At 63.0% G+C, this 16,164-nt stretch carries 12 protein-coding genes; 10 read left to right on the top strand and 2 right to left on the bottom strand.

Annotation, left to right across the window (positions count from 1 at the left end):
- The first annotated feature begins 740 nt into the window (after window positions 1-740).
- Window positions 741-2,486 (top strand): glycoside hydrolase family 9 protein, encoded by a 1,746-nt coding sequence (locus NX05_RS01525; protein WP_039437663.1) that lies wholly within the window; start codon window positions 741-743, stop codon window positions 2,484-2,486.
- A 41-nt stretch (window positions 2,487-2,527) separates the two neighbouring features.
- Here the strand turns inward: NX05_RS01525 and upp are convergent, their stop codons facing one another.
- Complete coding sequence (gene upp, locus NX05_RS01520; protein ID WP_039437666.1) at window positions 2,528-3,160, bottom strand: uracil phosphoribosyltransferase; 633 nt, start codon at window positions 3,158-3,160, stop codon at window positions 2,528-2,530.
- Window positions 3,161-3,311: 151 nt separating this feature from the next.
- Between upp and NX05_RS01515 the strand changes: the two genes are divergently transcribed.
- The 4 genes from NX05_RS01515 (at window position 3,312) to NX05_RS01500 (ending at window position 8,411) form a co-directional block, all read left to right on the top strand.
- Window positions 3,312-5,870, top strand: coding sequence for a TonB-dependent receptor (locus tag NX05_RS01515; protein WP_039437669.1), 2,559 nt, complete (start codon window positions 3,312-3,314; stop codon window positions 5,868-5,870).
- Complete coding sequence (locus NX05_RS01510) at window positions 5,867-6,988, top strand: phytase (RefSeq protein WP_039437672.1); 1,122 nt, start codon at window positions 5,867-5,869, stop codon at window positions 6,986-6,988. Before NX05_RS01515 ends, NX05_RS01510 begins: the two co-directional genes overlap by 4 nt.
- Window positions 6,985-7,236 carry a hypothetical protein gene (locus NX05_RS01505; protein ID WP_039437674.1) on the top strand — a complete coding sequence of 84 codons (252 nt, stop codon included), beginning with the start codon at window positions 6,985-6,987 and terminating at the stop codon, window positions 7,234-7,236. Before NX05_RS01510 ends, NX05_RS01505 begins: the two co-directional genes overlap by 4 nt.
- Before the next feature lie 467 nt (window positions 7,237-7,703).
- A complete protein-coding gene (locus NX05_RS01500) occupies window positions 7,704-8,411 on the top strand; it encodes a glycosyltransferase family 32 protein (protein WP_010372330.1) in 708 nt (235 codons plus the stop codon).
- A 355-nt stretch (window positions 8,412-8,766) separates the two neighbouring features.
- On the opposite strand, the gene NX05_RS01495 is transcribed toward NX05_RS01500, so the two are convergent.
- Complete coding sequence (locus NX05_RS01495) at window positions 8,767-10,263, bottom strand: aminotransferase class III-fold pyridoxal phosphate-dependent enzyme (protein ID WP_039437678.1); 1,497 nt, start codon at window positions 10,261-10,263, stop codon at window positions 8,767-8,769.
- Window positions 10,264-10,385: 122 nt separating this feature from the next.
- On the opposite strand from NX05_RS01495, the gene NX05_RS01490 reads away from it, so the two are divergent.
- The 5 genes from NX05_RS01490 to secD all read left to right on the top strand — a co-directional run bounded on the left by NX05_RS01490 (window position 10,386) and on the right by secD (window position 16,138).
- The gene (locus NX05_RS01490; RefSeq protein WP_010376622.1) at window positions 10,386-10,817 is read left to right on the top strand and encodes an Lrp/AsnC family transcriptional regulator; all 432 of its coding nucleotides are present in this window, start codon (window positions 10,386-10,388) and stop codon (window positions 10,815-10,817) included.
- Window positions 10,818-11,324: 507 nt separating this feature from the next.
- Window positions 11,325-12,395, top strand: coding sequence for a tRNA preQ1(34) S-adenosylmethionine ribosyltransferase-isomerase QueA (gene queA / locus NX05_RS01485; protein ID WP_039437681.1), 1,071 nt, complete (start codon window positions 11,325-11,327; stop codon window positions 12,393-12,395).
- 81 nt (window positions 12,396-12,476) lie between these two features.
- A complete protein-coding gene (tgt, locus tag NX05_RS01480) occupies window positions 12,477-13,622 on the top strand; it encodes a tRNA guanosine(34) transglycosylase Tgt (protein WP_039437684.1) in 1,146 nt (381 codons plus the stop codon).
- A 131-nt stretch (window positions 13,623-13,753) separates the two neighbouring features.
- Window positions 13,754-14,107: a preprotein translocase subunit YajC gene (gene yajC, locus NX05_RS01475; RefSeq protein ID WP_010372311.1), complete on the top strand. Its 354-nt coding sequence runs from the start codon at window positions 13,754-13,756 to the stop codon at window positions 14,105-14,107.
- Between the two features lie 186 nt (window positions 14,108-14,293).
- The gene (secD, locus tag NX05_RS01470; protein ID WP_039437687.1) at window positions 14,294-16,138 is read left to right on the top strand and encodes a protein translocase subunit SecD; all 1,845 of its coding nucleotides are present in this window, start codon (window positions 14,294-14,296) and stop codon (window positions 16,136-16,138) included.
- Window positions 16,139-16,164: the final 26 nt, after the last annotated feature.

The raw sequence follows: 16,164 nt of genomic DNA, 5'->3' as shown, positions 1-16,164 counted from the left end.
GTGTACGCATGGGCGGAAATTGCAAGAAACCAGCCTTCAGCGTAGCGAACACTGGTAGTTTTAGCACGCCGGTGCAGACATCAAGGCCTTGCGGTCGTTGGGTGGTTGGGGTTTTTCAGGGGCGACTCCTTAGGCACGCTCCATGTCTCGCTGCCAGTTGAGGGTGCGAACTGTTCGGAACCGGAAAGTGGTCTTTTGCGAACAGCGATAGCGTGCTTACATCAGCATGCGTTCGAATATAATGCAATAAAAATTTTTTTGCTTTGTTGATTGATCGAATGAATTCACGCTGTCGGTGAGAATTCTATGTGATTGGAATTGGCTTCATTGCGTGCGGAATACCTGTATTTATAGGTTTTTTAGCGTGGAATGACATCTTTGTATCGTTCATTTGTGTGAGCTATTGCAGATGCAAGATGGCGAAGAAGTGATTCGTAAAATTTTGAGGAGATTTGTCGGGTATTGGTTTTAACCGCATGCTAGTTCTTATCTAAATGCGATCGGGTGGTTGTGGATTTGGATGTCCGGAGCGCTCGCGGGTTTGCCGATGTTTGATAATCTTTCCATTCGAGAACAGGCATGGCACGTCCGGGCGGCGCCATGTAGACAACCACCGTTGCGGCCTGCGCCAGCCCGGTGCCGGTCGGCGTGGCACTGGTCATACGAGGTCGCTGCTTCCATGCGTGCACATCTTCCTGCACGTGCTTGTTTCCACGCACCGATGCGACCACCATTGCGGCATGAAGACACTGCATACCCTGTTGACCTCGGCGATTTTCGTGCTCTCATCCACCGCGTGCTTTGCACAGGCTGCTGCTGACGGCGCAGCGGCCCAGATCCACGTCAACCAACTCGGCTATCTACCGGGTTCGGAAAAACTGGCCGTGGTCGGGCTGCCACAAGGTGCCGCAATTCGTTCGAATCGCTTCACGGTCGAAGATGCGCAGGGCCACAGCGTATTGCAAGGAACCCTGCAGCCGGCCGCGGTGTGGTTGCCGGCCGATCAGCAGGCACAGGTGGCCGATTTTTCCGGCCTGCGTATTGCCGGTACCTATCGGTTGAAGGTCGATGGGTTGCCGGCATCGGATACGTTTGCAATCAACGCGCATGCGTATCAGCCGTTGGTCGATGCAGCGTTGAAAGCGTTCTACTTCAACCGTGCCAGCACCGCGCTGCCGGCGCGGTACGCCGGGCGCTACGCGCGTGCGGCCGGGCATCCGGATACGCAGATACGCATCCATCCGTCCGCAGCGTCGGCGACGCGCCCGACCGATAGCGTGATCAGCGCGCCCAAGGGCTGGTACGACGCGGGCGACTACAACAAGTACATCGTCAATTCCGGCATCAGCACCTACACCTTGCTGGCGGCTTACGCGCAGTATTCGGCCTTTTTTAAGTCGAAACCGCTGACCATCCCCGACGATGCGCCCGGCGTGCCCGGCATCCTGCAGGAGGCCTGGTGGAATCTGGACTGGATGCTTGCCATGCAGGACCCCGCCGATGGCGGCGTGTACCACAAGCTCACCAACAAGCGGTTCGATGGTTTGGTGATGCCGGATCATGCCAAGCAGCAACGCTACGTGGTGATGAAGACGACTGCCGCGACCCTGGACTTCGCAGCAGTGATGGCCGTGGCCAGCCGCGTGTATGCGCCGTTTGAACAGCAGTATCCGGGCATGTCGGCACGCATGTTGAAAGCCTCGCGGGCTGCGTGGGCATGGGCGAAGCAGCATCCGGATGTGATTTATCACCAGCCCAGCGGCGTGCTCACCGGCGGTTATGACGATGCGCATCTGGACGACGAATTCGCTTGGGCAGCGGCCGAGTTGTACATCGCCACGCGCGAGGACGGGTTTTACGACGCGATGATTGCGCGCAACGTGCCGGCCACGGTGCCGTCGTGGGGCAATGTCGGTGGCCTTGCCTGGATGTCGTTGGCCGAGCACCGCGACCGACTCACGCCGCATGCCGATCGCGCGCGGATCGAGCGGGAGATCACCGGCTTGGCGCAGCAGTTGGCCGACAGCTGGCAATCGTCGTCGTGGCGTTTGTCCATGGCAGACAGCAATTTCGTGTGGGGCAGCAATGGCGGAGTGCTCAACCGCGCGATGATGCTGCTACAGGGCTACCGGCTGACGCAAAAACGGCAGTTTCTGTATGCCGCGCAATCTCAGTTGGACTACATCCTGGGCCGCAATCCGCTGGGTCTGTCCTTCGTTACCGGGATGGGGAAGCGCACGCCGATGCATATCCACCACCGCCCCTCCCAAGCCGACGGCATCGAAGCGCCGGTGCCGGGTTGGCTGGTCGGTGGCCCGCAGCCGGGGCATCAGGATGCCAAGGAGTGCAAGGTGCCGTACCCCTCGAACCTGCCGGCGCTGTCGTATTTGGACAACTTCTGCAGCTACTCCACCAACGAAGTGGCGATCAATTGGAATGCACCGCTGGTGTATGTGAGCGCGGCGATCGAGGCGTCGACGCACTGAGCTCCGGTCAGCGCGACTTTCTCCTCTCTATCCTTACCAACTCACTCCACCCGCGTACCGAAAATCCGGTCTCCTGCATCGCCCAGGCCGGGCAGGATGTAGCCCTTGTCGTTGAGGTAGTCGTCGATGGCGGCGGTGTAGACCTCCACGTCAGGATGCGCCGCTTCCAATGCTTTCAGGCCTTCCGGTGCAGCGACCAGAAAGATGCCCTTGATGCGCCGCGCGCCGGCGCGCTTGAGCATGTCGATGGTGGCAATCAGGGTGCCGCCGGTGGCCAGCATCGGGTCCAGGATCAGGGCGTCGCGTTCTTCCAAACGGCCGGTGAGGCGTTCGAAGTAGGGCACCGGCTGCAAGGTCTCTTCGTCGCGCTGCAGGCCGACCACGCTCACGCGCGCGGTGGGAATCAATGCCAGCACGCCGGGCAACATGCCCAGGCCGGCACGCAAAATTGGCACCAGGGTAATCTTTGCACCGGCAATGCGTTGCACCGTCACCGGGCCGGCCCAGCCCGGCTGGGTGTGCGATTCGGTCTCCAGATTGGCGGTAGCCTCGTAGGCCAGCAGCGTGCCCAGTTCGGTGACCAGCTCGCGGAAGCCCTTGGTGCTCAAGGCGGCATCGCGCAGCAGGCCGATCTTGTGCTGGACGAGGGGGTGGCGGACTTCGACGATTTTCATGGGCAGCGACAGGCGAGAGAAGGGCACAGTGTGCCGCAGCCGCGCGGTGTGTCGCCACACTTTGGGTGTGATCGTCCATGCATATGTCATGTCAGTGAAACGTCGTAGACATAGTGTGCCCACCCATTCTTAACCGATTGGGGAAGCACCCGTGTTGAACAAGACTCCGCTCTGCCTGGCGATCACGCTGACGTTGGCCGCAGCCACGTGGAGCCTGCTGGCGAATGCGGCTGAGGGTGTGGCCGCTAGCGGCGCCGTCGGTGCTGCGGCAATCGACCTGGAGCGGCTGGAAGTGCGCCCGCAACTGGAAGCGCAGGAGCGCGCGGTCGATCTCAAGCGCGCCTCCGATGCCATCCAGGACGCAGTCGCCTCCGATGCGATGGGACGTTACCCGGATAAGAATGTTGCAGAATCCTTACAGCGCCTACCCGGCATCAGCGTCACCCGCGACCAGGGTGAAGGCCGCTTTGTTGTCATCCGCGGGCTCGATTCGTCGCTCAACAGCGTCACCATCGACGGCATGAACATGGGCACCCCGGAAGACGGCACGCGCTCCACGCCGCTGGACGTGATTCCTTCCGATTCCACCGAGCGCCTGAAGGTAGTGAAGTCGCCGACCCCGGACATGCCGGGCGATTCCATCGGCGGCGCGATCCAGGTGGAGTCCACCTCCGCATTCGACCGCGATGGACGCACGTTGCGCGGCTCCATCGAAGGCAGCCATCAGTCGCTGTCGGGCAAGACCAGCCCGAAGGGCGCGTTCAATTACGGCGATATCTTCGGCGGTACCTTCGGTGTGGCGGTGGGTGTGAACTACCAGGACCGCGAGTTCGAATCCGACAACACCGAAGTGGCCTACGACACCTTTGAAGGCGGCGCGGATGACGATCTGTTCGCCGGTGAAGTGCAACGTCGTAAATATTTCATCGAACGCACCCGCATGGGTGCCAACCTCAATCTGGACTGGCGCCCGGATGCGGACAACCGCTATTACCTGCGCTCGCTGTACAGCCGTTTCGATGATGCCGAAACGCGTCAGCGCACCATCTTCGGCTTGAGCGACGGTGAGGTCAGCGCCAATGGCGACGGCACCTACAACGTGGCCGACTTGCCGGCCGACAGCATTTCCAAGCGCGTGCGCTACCGCACCAAGAAGGAAGACAACAGGGCGGTGAGCTTTGGCGGTGAGAACCGCCTGAGCAGCGCCACCGTCGATTACAAGGTGGGCTATACCAAGACCACCGAGCGCGTGAACGACGAAAAGGAGGCGCGCTTCAACTACGACGGCGCCGATCTATCGGCGACGGTGGATCAGCGCAGCGGCATTCCGAAGTTGGGCTTCTCCGACAACGGCTGGCAGAGCAATGACGATTTTGTGTTCGATCGCTTCGTGATTGCGCCCAAGCAGGTGGACGACAGTGAGCGTAGCGCGCAAATCAACGTGCGTTTCGACGGCGAACATTCCAGCCTGAAGATGGGCGTGCTCGGCCGCTGGCGCGAGCGCGACGTCAACGTGGACGAAAGCGAGCTGCGTCGTGGTCCGGCTATCGACCTGAGCGATTGGACCACCGCCGCGCCCGAACATCGTGGTGGCACCTTGGGCGAGAGCGTCGGCTCGGACGGCATGCGCCGCTACTGGAACACCTCCGGCAACCTGTACAGCGCACGCCCGCAGGATGTGGGCGGCAATCTGCAGACCTCGCTGCAGGACGATTACAACGCCAGCGAAGATGTCTTCGCCACCTATGCGATGGGCACCTGGGACATCGGCGCACTGCGCATGATTGCCGGCGTGCGCGTGGAAAACACCCAGTTCAACGCCACTGGCAACCAGGTGGATGTGGCGCCGAATGGCCGCACCGCCACGGTGACACCGCGCGAAGCCTCCAGCAGCTACACCAACGTGCTGCCCGGGCTGCATCTGCGCTACGACAGTGGCAACGACTGGGTGTTGCGCTTTGCCGCCAACAAGACCTTGTCGCGCCCGTCGTTTGGCGATGTGTCGCCGCGCGTCAGCATCAACCGCGGCGATAACGAGGTGAGCATCGGCAACCCGGATCTCAATCCGTACCGCTCGCAGAATCTGGACCTGTCGTTCGAAAAATACATCGGCAGCACCGGCCTGATCTCGCTGGGCGTGTTCCACAAGTCGATCGACGACTACATCGTGCAGACGCTCAATACCAACGACGCGGAATTTCCCGGGTTGCAGGTCACGCGCTCGATCAATGGCGATACCGCAAAAGTGCGTGGCGCCGAACTCAATTGGCAGCAGACCCTGGACTTCCTGCCCGAAGGCTGGAACGGCTTTCTGGCGGGCGCCAGCGCCACCGCCCTGGACAGCGATTTCGCTCCGGGCCTGGCCAACCGCGCCGGCGACGACTTCATGCTGCCGCGTTCGTCCAAGCGCATCTACAGCGGCCACCTGGGCTACGAAAAATACGGGTTCAGCGCACGCGTGGCGGCCGTGTATCGCAGCCAATACCTGGACACCATCGGTCAGAGCCGCGCCTACGATATCTACGTTGCCCCGCACACCCAGATGGATTTCAGCATGAGCTACCAGTTCAACAGTCACGTGAGCCTGTATCTGGAAGCGCAGAACCTGCTGGACGAACCGTTGGAGCTGTATCAGGGCATCCCCTCGCGCACCCTGCAAAATGAAGAATACGGCCGCACCTATGCGCTCGGCCTGAAGGTGGCGCTGTGAGCGCACCGCGCCACTTACTGCAGACCACGCTGCTGGTCGCTGCCATGGCACTGGTCGGTTGCGCCAGCGCCCCGGCCGGCCGCGAGGCCGACGAAGCGCTACTGAAAGAGCCGTTGCTGAGCGAGGCCAAGGTTGCGCACCAAGTGGTGCCGGAAGCCTTCATCACCACGCTGACGCCATCGGACAATCTGGATTCGCCGGCCAGCTGGATGGCGCCGGATGGCAGCCGTTGGCTGATCGCCACGGCCAAGGGCACGCATGCGCTAGTGGTCTTCGATGGCGACAGCGGCAAGCGGCTGCGGGTGGTCGGCGGCAAGGGCAAGGCCCTGGGCAAACTCGACCGCCCGAACGGCATCTCGATCGTCGATGACCTGGTGTTCGTGGTGGAGCGTGATAATCGCCGTGTGCAGGTATTTTCGTTGCCGGATCTCAAGCCATTGACGGCCTTCGGCCAGGATACGTTGCGCGAACCTTATGGCCTGTGGGTGCGCAAGCATGAGGGCGGCTACGAGGTGGTGGTCAGCGACAACTACATGTCGCCCACCAACAGGGATCTGCCGCCGCCATTGGCCGAACTTGGGCAGCGCTTTCGCCGCTATCAAATCAATGCGGCAGGGCAGGGCTGGCAGGCGCGCCTGACCCAAAGTTTTGGCGATACCACAGAGGCGGGCGCGGTGCGGATTGCCGAATCAGTCTTCGGCGATGAAGCCAATGCGCGGCTGATGATTGCCGAAGAAGATGTGGCCGTGGGTACGCAGTTGCGCGACTACGGCATGGACGGGCGCTATCGCGGCCGCGCTGTCGGCACGGGGTTATTCAAGGCGCAGGCAGAAGGCATCAGCTTGTTTGCGTGCAACGATGGCAGCGGCTACTGGATTGCCACCGATCAGTTCAAGGACCGCAGCGTGTTCCAGGTGTTCGATCGCAAGACGCTGGCGCATGTAGGCGCTTTCGCCGGCCGTGTTACCGCCAATACCGATGGCGTGTGGCTGGATCAACGCAGCGATGCACGCTTCCCGGGTGGTGTGTTCTATGCATTGCATGACGACCAAGCGGTGGCGGCATTCGATTGGCGCGATATCGCGCGCACGTTGCGCTTGGAAGACTGCGCGCCATGAAGGCTGCGCGTGCGTCGGTCTATGCGTTGCTGGGGTTGATCGCGACAGTCCGTGGGACCGCCTCTGCGGCCGACCGTGCTGCCGAACCCAACACGCAGGTGCCGCTGGGCTCGACGCATTGCGTTGCCGATGGTTTCCCGGACCGTATTGTTGCTACGCCAGCGCAGGACGCCGCCACCGGGCTGCTACTGGGCGGCTGTACGACGCGTTTGAACTGCAGCGCGACAGCAACGGCAGCAAGCGCTTGATCGAACACGCAGCAGGACGTATTGCGCCGCGCGATTGTCCGCGCACTGCCACGCTCAAGGGGCGTGCAGATCGGTGTTGGGAATGAGTGAGGGCAGGCAACGGCCTGCCCGGCAACGCTGTACTGCTGGCCGGTGTGCCAGCAGTGCGCGAAGCACTTGCGAGCCGCATGCGCACGGTTCTGTGTCTTGCACTGGCATTAATCCTCAAGGCTCGCAACAGACGAGTTGAATATGACAAAACGGCAAGGGGTTTAGTCAGGATTTCGACTGCATTTACACGTTGTTTCAAAACTTCGCATGCGCATAGATTTCTTCTATCAGCGTGCGTTTGATGATCATGTAGTGCGACTTATGTCACGTCGATAGCGCGACTACGGTTGGTGCAGCCAAGCCACCAACCGGGTAGCCAAATCGATGCGGCGCTGCGGCGGCGGCTCTGGTTCCCCCAGTTCCCCGAGTCGCCCGCCATGATCCCCCACCTTATTCACCTGACCGCCCCCACCAAGCAGTTGCTGTGGGAAGAGCGCAGGATTTGCGATCGCCTGCAGCGTCTATTGCCAGGATGGACCTGTTACGTCTGGGACGACGCCGATAACTCAGAACTGATGCGGCGTGCGTTCCCCGAGTTCGCCGAGCGCTACGAGCAGATCCGCTTCGGCGTGATGAAAGCCGACATCGCCCGCTGCGCGTACATGCACGCACATGGCGGCTTCTACTTCGACACCGACTACAAACTGTTACGGCCACTGGATGCGCAAGTGCTCTCGCAACATTGCGTGCTGCCCGTCGAAGAAGGCGCGCCGGGCCATGAAGACTTCAAGATCGGCAATGCTGTATTCGGCTCCGAACCAGGCCATCCGTTCTGGCGCGCGTTTATCGAGCACATCTTTACCGCGCATGCGCCGGAAAGGCTGCAAGATCACCGCGAGATTCCGATGATTTCCGGCCCACGTGGCCTGACGCGTTTTTACAATGCGCACGGTGGGCAGTTCGCCGACATCCTGTTCCCGCCACGCGACGCCTTCCACCCGGATCGCACTTGGTTCGGGCTCGGCCACCGGGGCGGCAAGATCGCAGTGGGCTCGCACCTGTGTTGGGCATCGTGGCGCGGCAAGTCGCCGCGGCGCGCGCTGACCAACTACCTGCGCCGCAAGTTGAACGCTGTGCCGATTTGAATGGCAGCGTGCGGGGCGATACGGCAATCGACCTGGCGCAGAGCTGCCAGGTCGAATCTGAGTGAGGTCATTCGCCTGCCTGCTGCAGGCGATTTATACAAGCGCAAGCTTGCATGTTCAATTAGCTTCGCATTGCGTGTTGCAGGTGTTGCGCGAAGCCAGGAATGCAATGCAGGCAGCGTCGTGGCTGATGGCGCTGCCTTGGCTCAGTTGAACGCAACCAATCTCTTGCGACACCGCCGCTTGCGTCGGTCAAAACGTCAAGCCACACAGCATCTGACTAGCGGCAGATTCACCATCTGCCCCAGGCTGCACACCGATGGCGTATGCGCGCCGGTGTGCCGTCTGGACTAGATCAGGCCGCCTCGGCCTGCACCTGACGCGGGCCTTCCTTGAGCGCACGCGCGATCAAGCCGACCATCAGATCGAGTTCGTCTTCATCCATCGCAAAATGCGGGGTGAAGCGCAGCGAATTCTCGCCGCCGTGAATCACGTTGACGCCGCGATGGCGCAGCCACTCTTCGGTCGAACCAGCGCCATAGCATTTGAAGTGCGGTGCCAGTTCGCAGGAGAACAGCAGGCCGGTGCCTTGCACCTTGGTGATCAAGCCGCCGAGCTCGGCCTGCAGCGCTTCCAGTTTGGCAATCGCCTGCGCGCCGCGGATGCGGATGTTCTCGCGCACCTGCGGCGTGAAAAGCGCCAGCGTGGCGCAGGCCACATCGAGCGCGCGCGGGTTAGTGGTCATGGTGTTGCCGTAGGTGCCCTTGCGATACACCTGCGCGGCATGCTCGTTCACTGCCAGCACCGACAGCGGATACTGCGCGGCATTGAGCGCCTTGGAGTAGGTTTCCAGATCCGGCGGGTCGAGCTGCTCGAAGCCCGGGTAGTCCACCACCGACAGCACGCCATGCGCGCGCAACCCGGCCTGGATGGAATCGACCAGCAGCAGGCTGCCGTGGGTGCGGGTGAGCGCACGCGCGGCGGCATAGAAATCAGCTGGCAGCGCACGCCCCGGGTCGCCTTCGCCCATCACCGGCTCCAGGAATACCGCTTCGATAAACCAGTGATTGCGCGCGGCCTCATCGAAGGCGCGTTGCAACGCGGCCACGTCATACGGCGCGATCGCGATGACGGAGTCCTCGTCGCGATAGCTGGCCAAATACTTGGTGTAGGTCTTGCGGCTGGAATCCGAATACAGACCAGGGCGATCGGTGCGGCCATGGAAGCTGCCCTTGACCACCAGACGCTTGATGGTGGCGCCGGCATGCCGCGCGCCCGGGTCGGTGTGCAGCTTGGCATTGGTATCGACGATACGCGCGGCCAGGCCCACCGCTTCGGAGCCGGAGTTGAGACACATGAAGCGGACGAACGGGCAGCCGCCGCGACTGTGGCCGATCTCGGCGCGCAGGGCGCGATCGAGCCGGCGCTGCGCCAGGCTGGGCGTCATCACGTTGGCCATCACCTGCGGGCGCGCCATGGCGTCGAGCACCGCCGCCGGCGTATGGCCGAAGCCCAGCATGCCGTAGCCGCCGGCGTCGTACAGCAGCGCGCCCTTGAGCGTGACCACCCACGGCCCGCGTGCGGCCAGCGCCACGTACGGCGTCACTGCATCGTCGGCATAGAAGTTGATGAAGCCTTCCTGCACGGCGCTGATCTGGGCGTCTTCATCCAGATCCAGCAGGTCGGCGACATCATCACGCACCAGCGCATATTCGGCCGCCGCCGCTGCGATGGCGTGTTGCAGATCGGGGTGGTTGGGCGCCAGGCGCGCGATGGTCGCGTCGTCCAGGCCTTCGGTCAGGCGGCGGCCGGCATGGGCACGCAGCGGGGCGAGCGGGGCAAGGACGGACATGGCGCATCTCCTTCAATGGTGGCATTCGCCCTCTATTATCGGCAGAAGATCGGCGTTTGGCAGCGTGAATCTGGGCAGGAAGTGCGCTATTTTCGTCGAATCGCCGAAACAAATTCGCAGAAGTGAAGATCACCCCCTCCGATGAACGCCTGTTATCACTGCTGCGCGAGGACGCGCGCGCTTCCACCGCCCAAATCGCACGCCGGCTCGGGCTCTCGCGCACCACGGTGCAGAGCCGCATCGAAAAGCTCGAACGCGACGGCGTGATCAGCGGCTACACCGTCCGCACGCATGACGACTACGAACAGGGCCGCATCCGCGCGCACATCCTGATCACCGTGCTGCCCAAGAAGATGCCCGCCGTGGTCAAGGCGCTGCGCGATATCCCGGAAGTGCGCCTGCTGCACTCGGTCAGCGGCGCCTACGACCTAGTCGCCCTGGGTGTGGTCGGCGGCGTCAACGAGATGGACGTGCTCACCGACGCCATCGGTGCCATCGACGGGGTGGAGCGCACTACCACCTCGATCATTCTGTCGACCAAGTTCGAGCGGTAGGGACGGGAATCGTGAGTCGGAGATCGGGGATCGGGGATCGTAAGAGCCATTATTCGCGAACGAACCAAGCCCTTCTCCCCCCCGGGAGAGGGGGGGTGAGGGTACGGGGGCGAAGCCCATGTGTCATTTCAACCCTATGAGGCGTCGCCCGTACCCTCATCCGGCGCTACGCGCCACCTTCTCCCAATGGGAGAAGGGAGCAGGTCGCAGCTCTTGTGAATAAAGCCCCTTTCCCCCAGGGCGAGAAGGCACGGTTTGTGCGTCACTGCCGCGCGTGCCTTGGAGCACGCGACTCGCAAGCGCGGGCAGGGGGCTTGGACGGGGAGGGTGCGAACGGGTATAGGGCGAACCATCGTCTACCAGTCGACGATTCACGTTTGCTGGCGCGTGGCGACGCGTTTGCCATCGCCGACTGCTGAATCTGCTCGCGTCGCCTCTCGATGGGAGAAGGATGTCCCCAGCATGTCCCGCTAAACTAGCGCCCCCAATCGCTGCACCGCCGAACCTTTGAAGAAGTCCGATTTCAACTATTCGCTACCCGAAGAACTGATCGCCCAGGCGCCACTGGCCGAGCGCGCAGCGAGCCGGCTGCTGGTGGTGCCGCCGTCGCCGCAGGCGCTGGCTGACCGCCAGGTGCGCGATCTGCCCGAGCTGCTGCAGCCGGGCGATCTGTTGATCTTCAACGACACCCGCGTCATCCCGGCGCGGTTGTTCGGGCAGAAGGCCAGTGGCGGGCGGGTGGAAATCCTGATCGAGCGCCTGCTCGGTGAACGCGAGGCGCGGGTGCAGATCGGCGCCAGCAAATCGCCCAAGGCCGGCAGTCTGATCGCGCTGGATGCCGGTGGCCAAGCCGAGGTGCTGGGCCGCGATGGCGAGTTCTATCTGCTGCGTTTCGAGATCCCGACCCCGCTGGAACGCTGGTTGCTGGAAGCCGGCCGCCTGCCGCTGCCGCCCTATATCCGCCGTGAGCCGGGCGTTGAAGATCGCGAGCGCTATCAGACCGTGTTCGCGCGCGAAGTCGGCGCGGTCGCCGCGCCCACCGCCGGGCTGCATTTCGACGAGCCGTTGCTGGCGCAGTTGCGCGAGCGCGGCGTGGAGTTCGGCCACGTCACCTTGCACGTGGGCGCGGGCACCTTCCAGCCGGTGCGCGTGGATAAGCTCGACCAGCACGTGATGCATAAGGAATGGCTCAACGTGGGTGCGGCGCTGGTGGAACAGGTGCGCCGCACCCGCGCCCGCGGCGGCCGCGTGATCGCGGTGGGCACCACGGTGGTGCGCTCGCTGGAAAGCGCCTGGCGCAAGACCGATGCCGCGCCCGAGGGCGAATTGCAGCCATTCGCCGGCGAAACCCAGATCTTCATCCTGCCTGGCTACCGCATCCGCAGCGTCGATGCGATGGTCACCAACTTCCATCTGCCCGAAAGCACCTTGATGATGATGGTCTCCGCCTTCGCCGGCCGCGAGCGCATTTTCGAGGCCTACCACCACGCCATCGCCCAGCGCTATCGCTTCTTTTCGTACGGCGATGCGATGTTGTTGTGGAGCCGGGAATCGGGAGTCGGGAATGGGGAATCGTAAGGCGGTACCCGCCGAACGATCAGCCACCTGCTAACCGCTTTTCCCATTCCCGATTCCCGACTCCCCATTCCCGGCCTCTCAATGTCCCGACTCCAGTTCCAGCTTCAAGCCACCGACGGGCATGCCCGGCGTGGGCGCCTGACCTTTCCGCGCGGCACGGTCGAAACGCCTGCGTTCATGCCGGTGGGCACCTATGGCTCGGTCAAGGGCATCCTGCCCGAGCAGATCCGTGCGCTGGGTGCGGAGATCATCCTGGGCAATACCTTCCATCTGTATCTGCGCCCGGGTCTGGATGTGATCGGCGATCACGGCGGCTTGCACCGGTTTGCACGCTGGGATGGGCCGATCCTCACCGATTCCGGCGGCTTTCAGGTGTTTTCGCTGGCGCATCGCCGCAAGATCACCGAGCAGGGCGTGACCTTTTCTTCGCCGACCGATGGCGCGCGGGTGTTCCTGGGCCCCGAGGAAAGCATGCAGATCCAGAAGGTGCTCGATTCGGACATCGTGATGATCTTCGACGAGTGCACGCCGTACCCGGCCACCGAGGAAGTGGCGCGGCGCTCCATGGAACTGAGCCTGCGCTGGGCGCAGCGCTCGCGGGATGCGCACGACGGGCTGGGCAACGATGCGGCGCTGTTCGGCATCGTGCAGGGTGGGGTGCATCCAGACCTGCGCAGCCGCTCGCTGGACGGCCTGCAAGGCATCGGCTTCGATGGCTATGCGATCGGCGGGCTGGCGGTCGGCGAGCCCGAACATGAGCGCAATGCCATGCTTGAACACCTGCACCCGCGCCTGCCGTCCGAGCGCCCGCGCTACCTGATGGGCGTCGGCCGCCCGGAGGATCTGGTCGAAGGTGTGGCCCGCGGGGTAGACATGTTCGACTGCGTCATGCCCACCCGCAATGCGCGCAACGGCCACTATTTCACCTCGTTCGGCACCGTACGTATCCGCAACGCCAAGTACGAGCGCGACCTGGATACCATCGAGCCGGGCTGCGGCTGCCATGCCTGCAGCAGTGGCTATACGCGCTCCTATCTGCGCCATCTGGATCGCTGCAACGAGATGCTGGCGCCGATGCTGGGCACCCTGCACAACCTCTGGTACTACGAAAAACTGATGGCCGACATGCGTGCGGCGATCGCCTCGGGAACCTTTGTGGAGTTCCGGCGGTCCTTCTATGCGGCACGCGGCGCCACCACGCCGCCGTTGCCTGGGGAAACCAGCTGAGACCGGCCATGCTCGCCCTGGCGCGGACGGCGTGGAACCTGCGTGGCATAATTCCCGGCTGTTCCGCTCCGGCGGTACCTGAATAGCGAGCGGCCTCATGGGCGCGCTGGCACCAAACTAGGATGCATTGAATGAATTTGCTCGATTTCCTGATTCCCGTCGCCCAGGCGCAAGCCACTGGCGCCGCGCCGGCACCTGGCCCGCTCGGTGGTCTGTCCACCTTCGCGCTGCCGGTCATCCTGATTGCGGTCATGTACTTCCTGATGATCCGCCCGCAGATGAAGCGTCAGAAGGAGCACAAGTCGCTGCTGGACAAGCTGGCGCGCGGCGATGAAGTCATCACCTCCGGCGGCGTTGCCGGCGTGATCACCGACATCGGCGACAACTTCATCAGCGTGGAAGTGGCCGACAACGTGCGCATCCGCGTGCAGAAGAGCGCCGTGGGCCATGTGCTGCCGAAGGGCACGCTGAAGTCGGCTAGCTAAGCGTCTTTAAAACGACTGCGCCGCCCAGGCGGGCGCAGTCGACACGCGCAGCCGGATGCTGTCACTGCCGGTTCTGCTGTACCGCCCGTATCCATCTGAAGACCGCTGGCGACGCTGTATCGGCCGTCTGACGTCGTTCTCACTGCTAGGCGCGTCGCCGGGATGGTGTCGCGCAGGACTGTCGCAATGCTCGAATTTCCTCGCTGGAAGTACTTCCTGATCCTGCTGGTGCTGGCGGTCAGTGCGCTGTATGCGCTGCCCAACATCTATCAGAAGGACCCGTCCGTGCAGATCACCGCCAGCCGCGGTGCTCAGCTCGACGACGCGTTGCGCAGTCGCATCGACGCCGACCTCAAGGCTGCCGGCATCACGCCCAAGGCAGTCACCAAGGAAGGCGACAGCCTGATGGTGCGCTTGCCCTCGCTGCAGGCGCAGACCCGCGCCAATGACGTGTTGCGTCAGCAGCTGGGCGAGAACTACACCGTGGCGCTGAACCTGGCTTCCACCGTGCCGGACTGGCTGGCCAAGCTGGGCGGCCGGCCGATGGTGCTGGGTCTGGACCTGGTGGGTGGCGTGCACTTCGCCATGCAGGTCGACCAGAAAGCCGCGCTGGAAAAGCGTCTGGACGGTTTTGCCGAAGACATCCGCACCACCTTGCGCGATGCCCGCATCGCCTATCGCTCGGTGGAGCGTCGCGCGGATAACAGCATCCAGGTCAGCCTGGGCGAGGGCGCCGATGCCGATGCTGCGCGCGTGGCGCTGGCCAAGGCGCAGCCGACCCTGACCTACGACGTCAGCGGCCAGAACATCGCAGTCAAAGTGCCGGAGGCCGAGCTCAAGCAGATCGCCAGCGGTGCGATCGAGCAGAACCTCACCACCTTGCGCAACCGCGTCAATGCCCTAGGCGTGTCCGAGCCGACCATCCAGCGCCAGGGCGAAGATCGCATCGTGGTCGAACTGCCCGGTCTGCAGGACACCGCCGAAGCCAAGCGCCTGATCGGTGCCACCGCCTCGCTGGAATTCCGCGCTGTGGTCGACGGTAACGCCGAAGATGCCGTGCGCAGCGGCAACATCCCGCCGGAGGCCAAGGTCTATCGCCTGCGCGACAGCAATGCTCCGGTACTGTTGAACAAGCGCGCACTGGTGACCGGTGACCAGATGGTCAGCGCCTCGGTCAGCACCGACCAGAACGGCATGCCGGCCGTTGCGGTGACGCTCAACAACGTGGCCGGCCAGCGCATGTTCGACTACACCAGCGCCAACGTCGGCAAGCTGATGTCGGTGGTGTACATCGAGCGCATTCCCACCGTGACCATGGTCGACGGCAAGGAAGTGCGTAGCGTGCGGGTCAAGGAAGAAGCCTTGCCTGCTACACGCATCGCCGGTGTATTCGGCAAGAATTTCCAGACCACCGGTTTGGAAAAGACCGAAGCCGAAAACCTGGCCAAGCTGCTGAAATCCGGCTCGCTGGCCGCGCCGATGGACTTCGTCGAGGAATACGTCATCGGCCCGAGCCTGGGTGCAGAGAACGTGGAACGCGGCGTCACTGCGGTGGTCTACTCGTTCCTGTTTACGCTGGTGTTCTTCACCATCTACTACCGCGTGTTCGGCGCGATCACCTCGGTGGCGCTGCTGTTCAACCTGCTGATCGTGGTGGCGGTGATGTCGCTGTTCGGCGCCACCATGACGCTGCCGGGCTTTGCTGGCCTTGCGCTGTCGGTGGGTCTGTCGGTGGACGCCAATGTGCTGATCAACGAGCGTATTCGTGAAGAGTTGCGCCTTGGCGTACCGGCCAAATCGGCGATTGCGGCTGGTTACGAAAAGGCCGGCGGCACCATCCTCGACGCCAACCTCACCGGCCTGATCGTGGCGGTGGCCTTGTACGCGTTTGGTACCGGCCCGCTGAAGGGCTTCGCGCTGACCATGATGATCGGTATTTTCGCCTCGATGTTCACCGCGATCACCGTGTCGCGTGCGCTGGCGGTGTTGATCTACGGCAGCCGCAAGAAGCTGAAGTCTGTCGCTATTTAATGCGAGTCCCTCGCAAGAGCCCGACA

It is taken from the genome of Xanthomonas vasicola, assembly GCF_000772705.2.
GTDB lineage: Bacteria > Pseudomonadota > Gammaproteobacteria > Xanthomonadales > Xanthomonadaceae > Xanthomonas > Xanthomonas vasicola.
This window is presented reverse-complemented; position numbering and strand designations above follow the sequence as displayed.

Bases quoted from the DNA above. Each gene is read 5' to 3' on its own strand.
- NX05_RS01525 (WP_039437663.1), top strand. From the start codon at position 741: ATGAAGACACTGCATACCCTGTTGACCTCGGCGATTTTCGTGCTCTCA.
- upp (WP_039437666.1), bottom strand. From the start codon at position 3,160: ATGAAAATCGTCGAAGTCCGCCACCCCCTCGTCCAGCACAAGATCGGC.
- NX05_RS01505 (WP_039437674.1), top strand. From the start codon at position 6,985: ATGAAGGCTGCGCGTGCGTCGGTCTATGCGTTGCTGGGGTTGATCGCG.
- NX05_RS01500 (WP_010372330.1), top strand. From the start codon at position 7,704: ATGATCCCCCACCTTATTCACCTGACCGCCCCCACCAAGCAGTTGCTG.
- NX05_RS01495 (WP_039437678.1), bottom strand. From the start codon at position 10,263: ATGTCCGTCCTTGCCCCGCTCGCCCCGCTGCGTGCCCATGCCGGCCGC.
- tgt (WP_039437684.1), top strand. From the start codon at position 12,477: ATGTCCCGACTCCAGTTCCAGCTTCAAGCCACCGACGGGCATGCCCGG.
- yajC (WP_010372311.1), top strand. From the start codon at position 13,754: ATGAATTTGCTCGATTTCCTGATTCCCGTCGCCCAGGCGCAAGCCACT.
- secD (WP_039437687.1), top strand. From the start codon at position 14,294: ATGCTCGAATTTCCTCGCTGGAAGTACTTCCTGATCCTGCTGGTGCTG.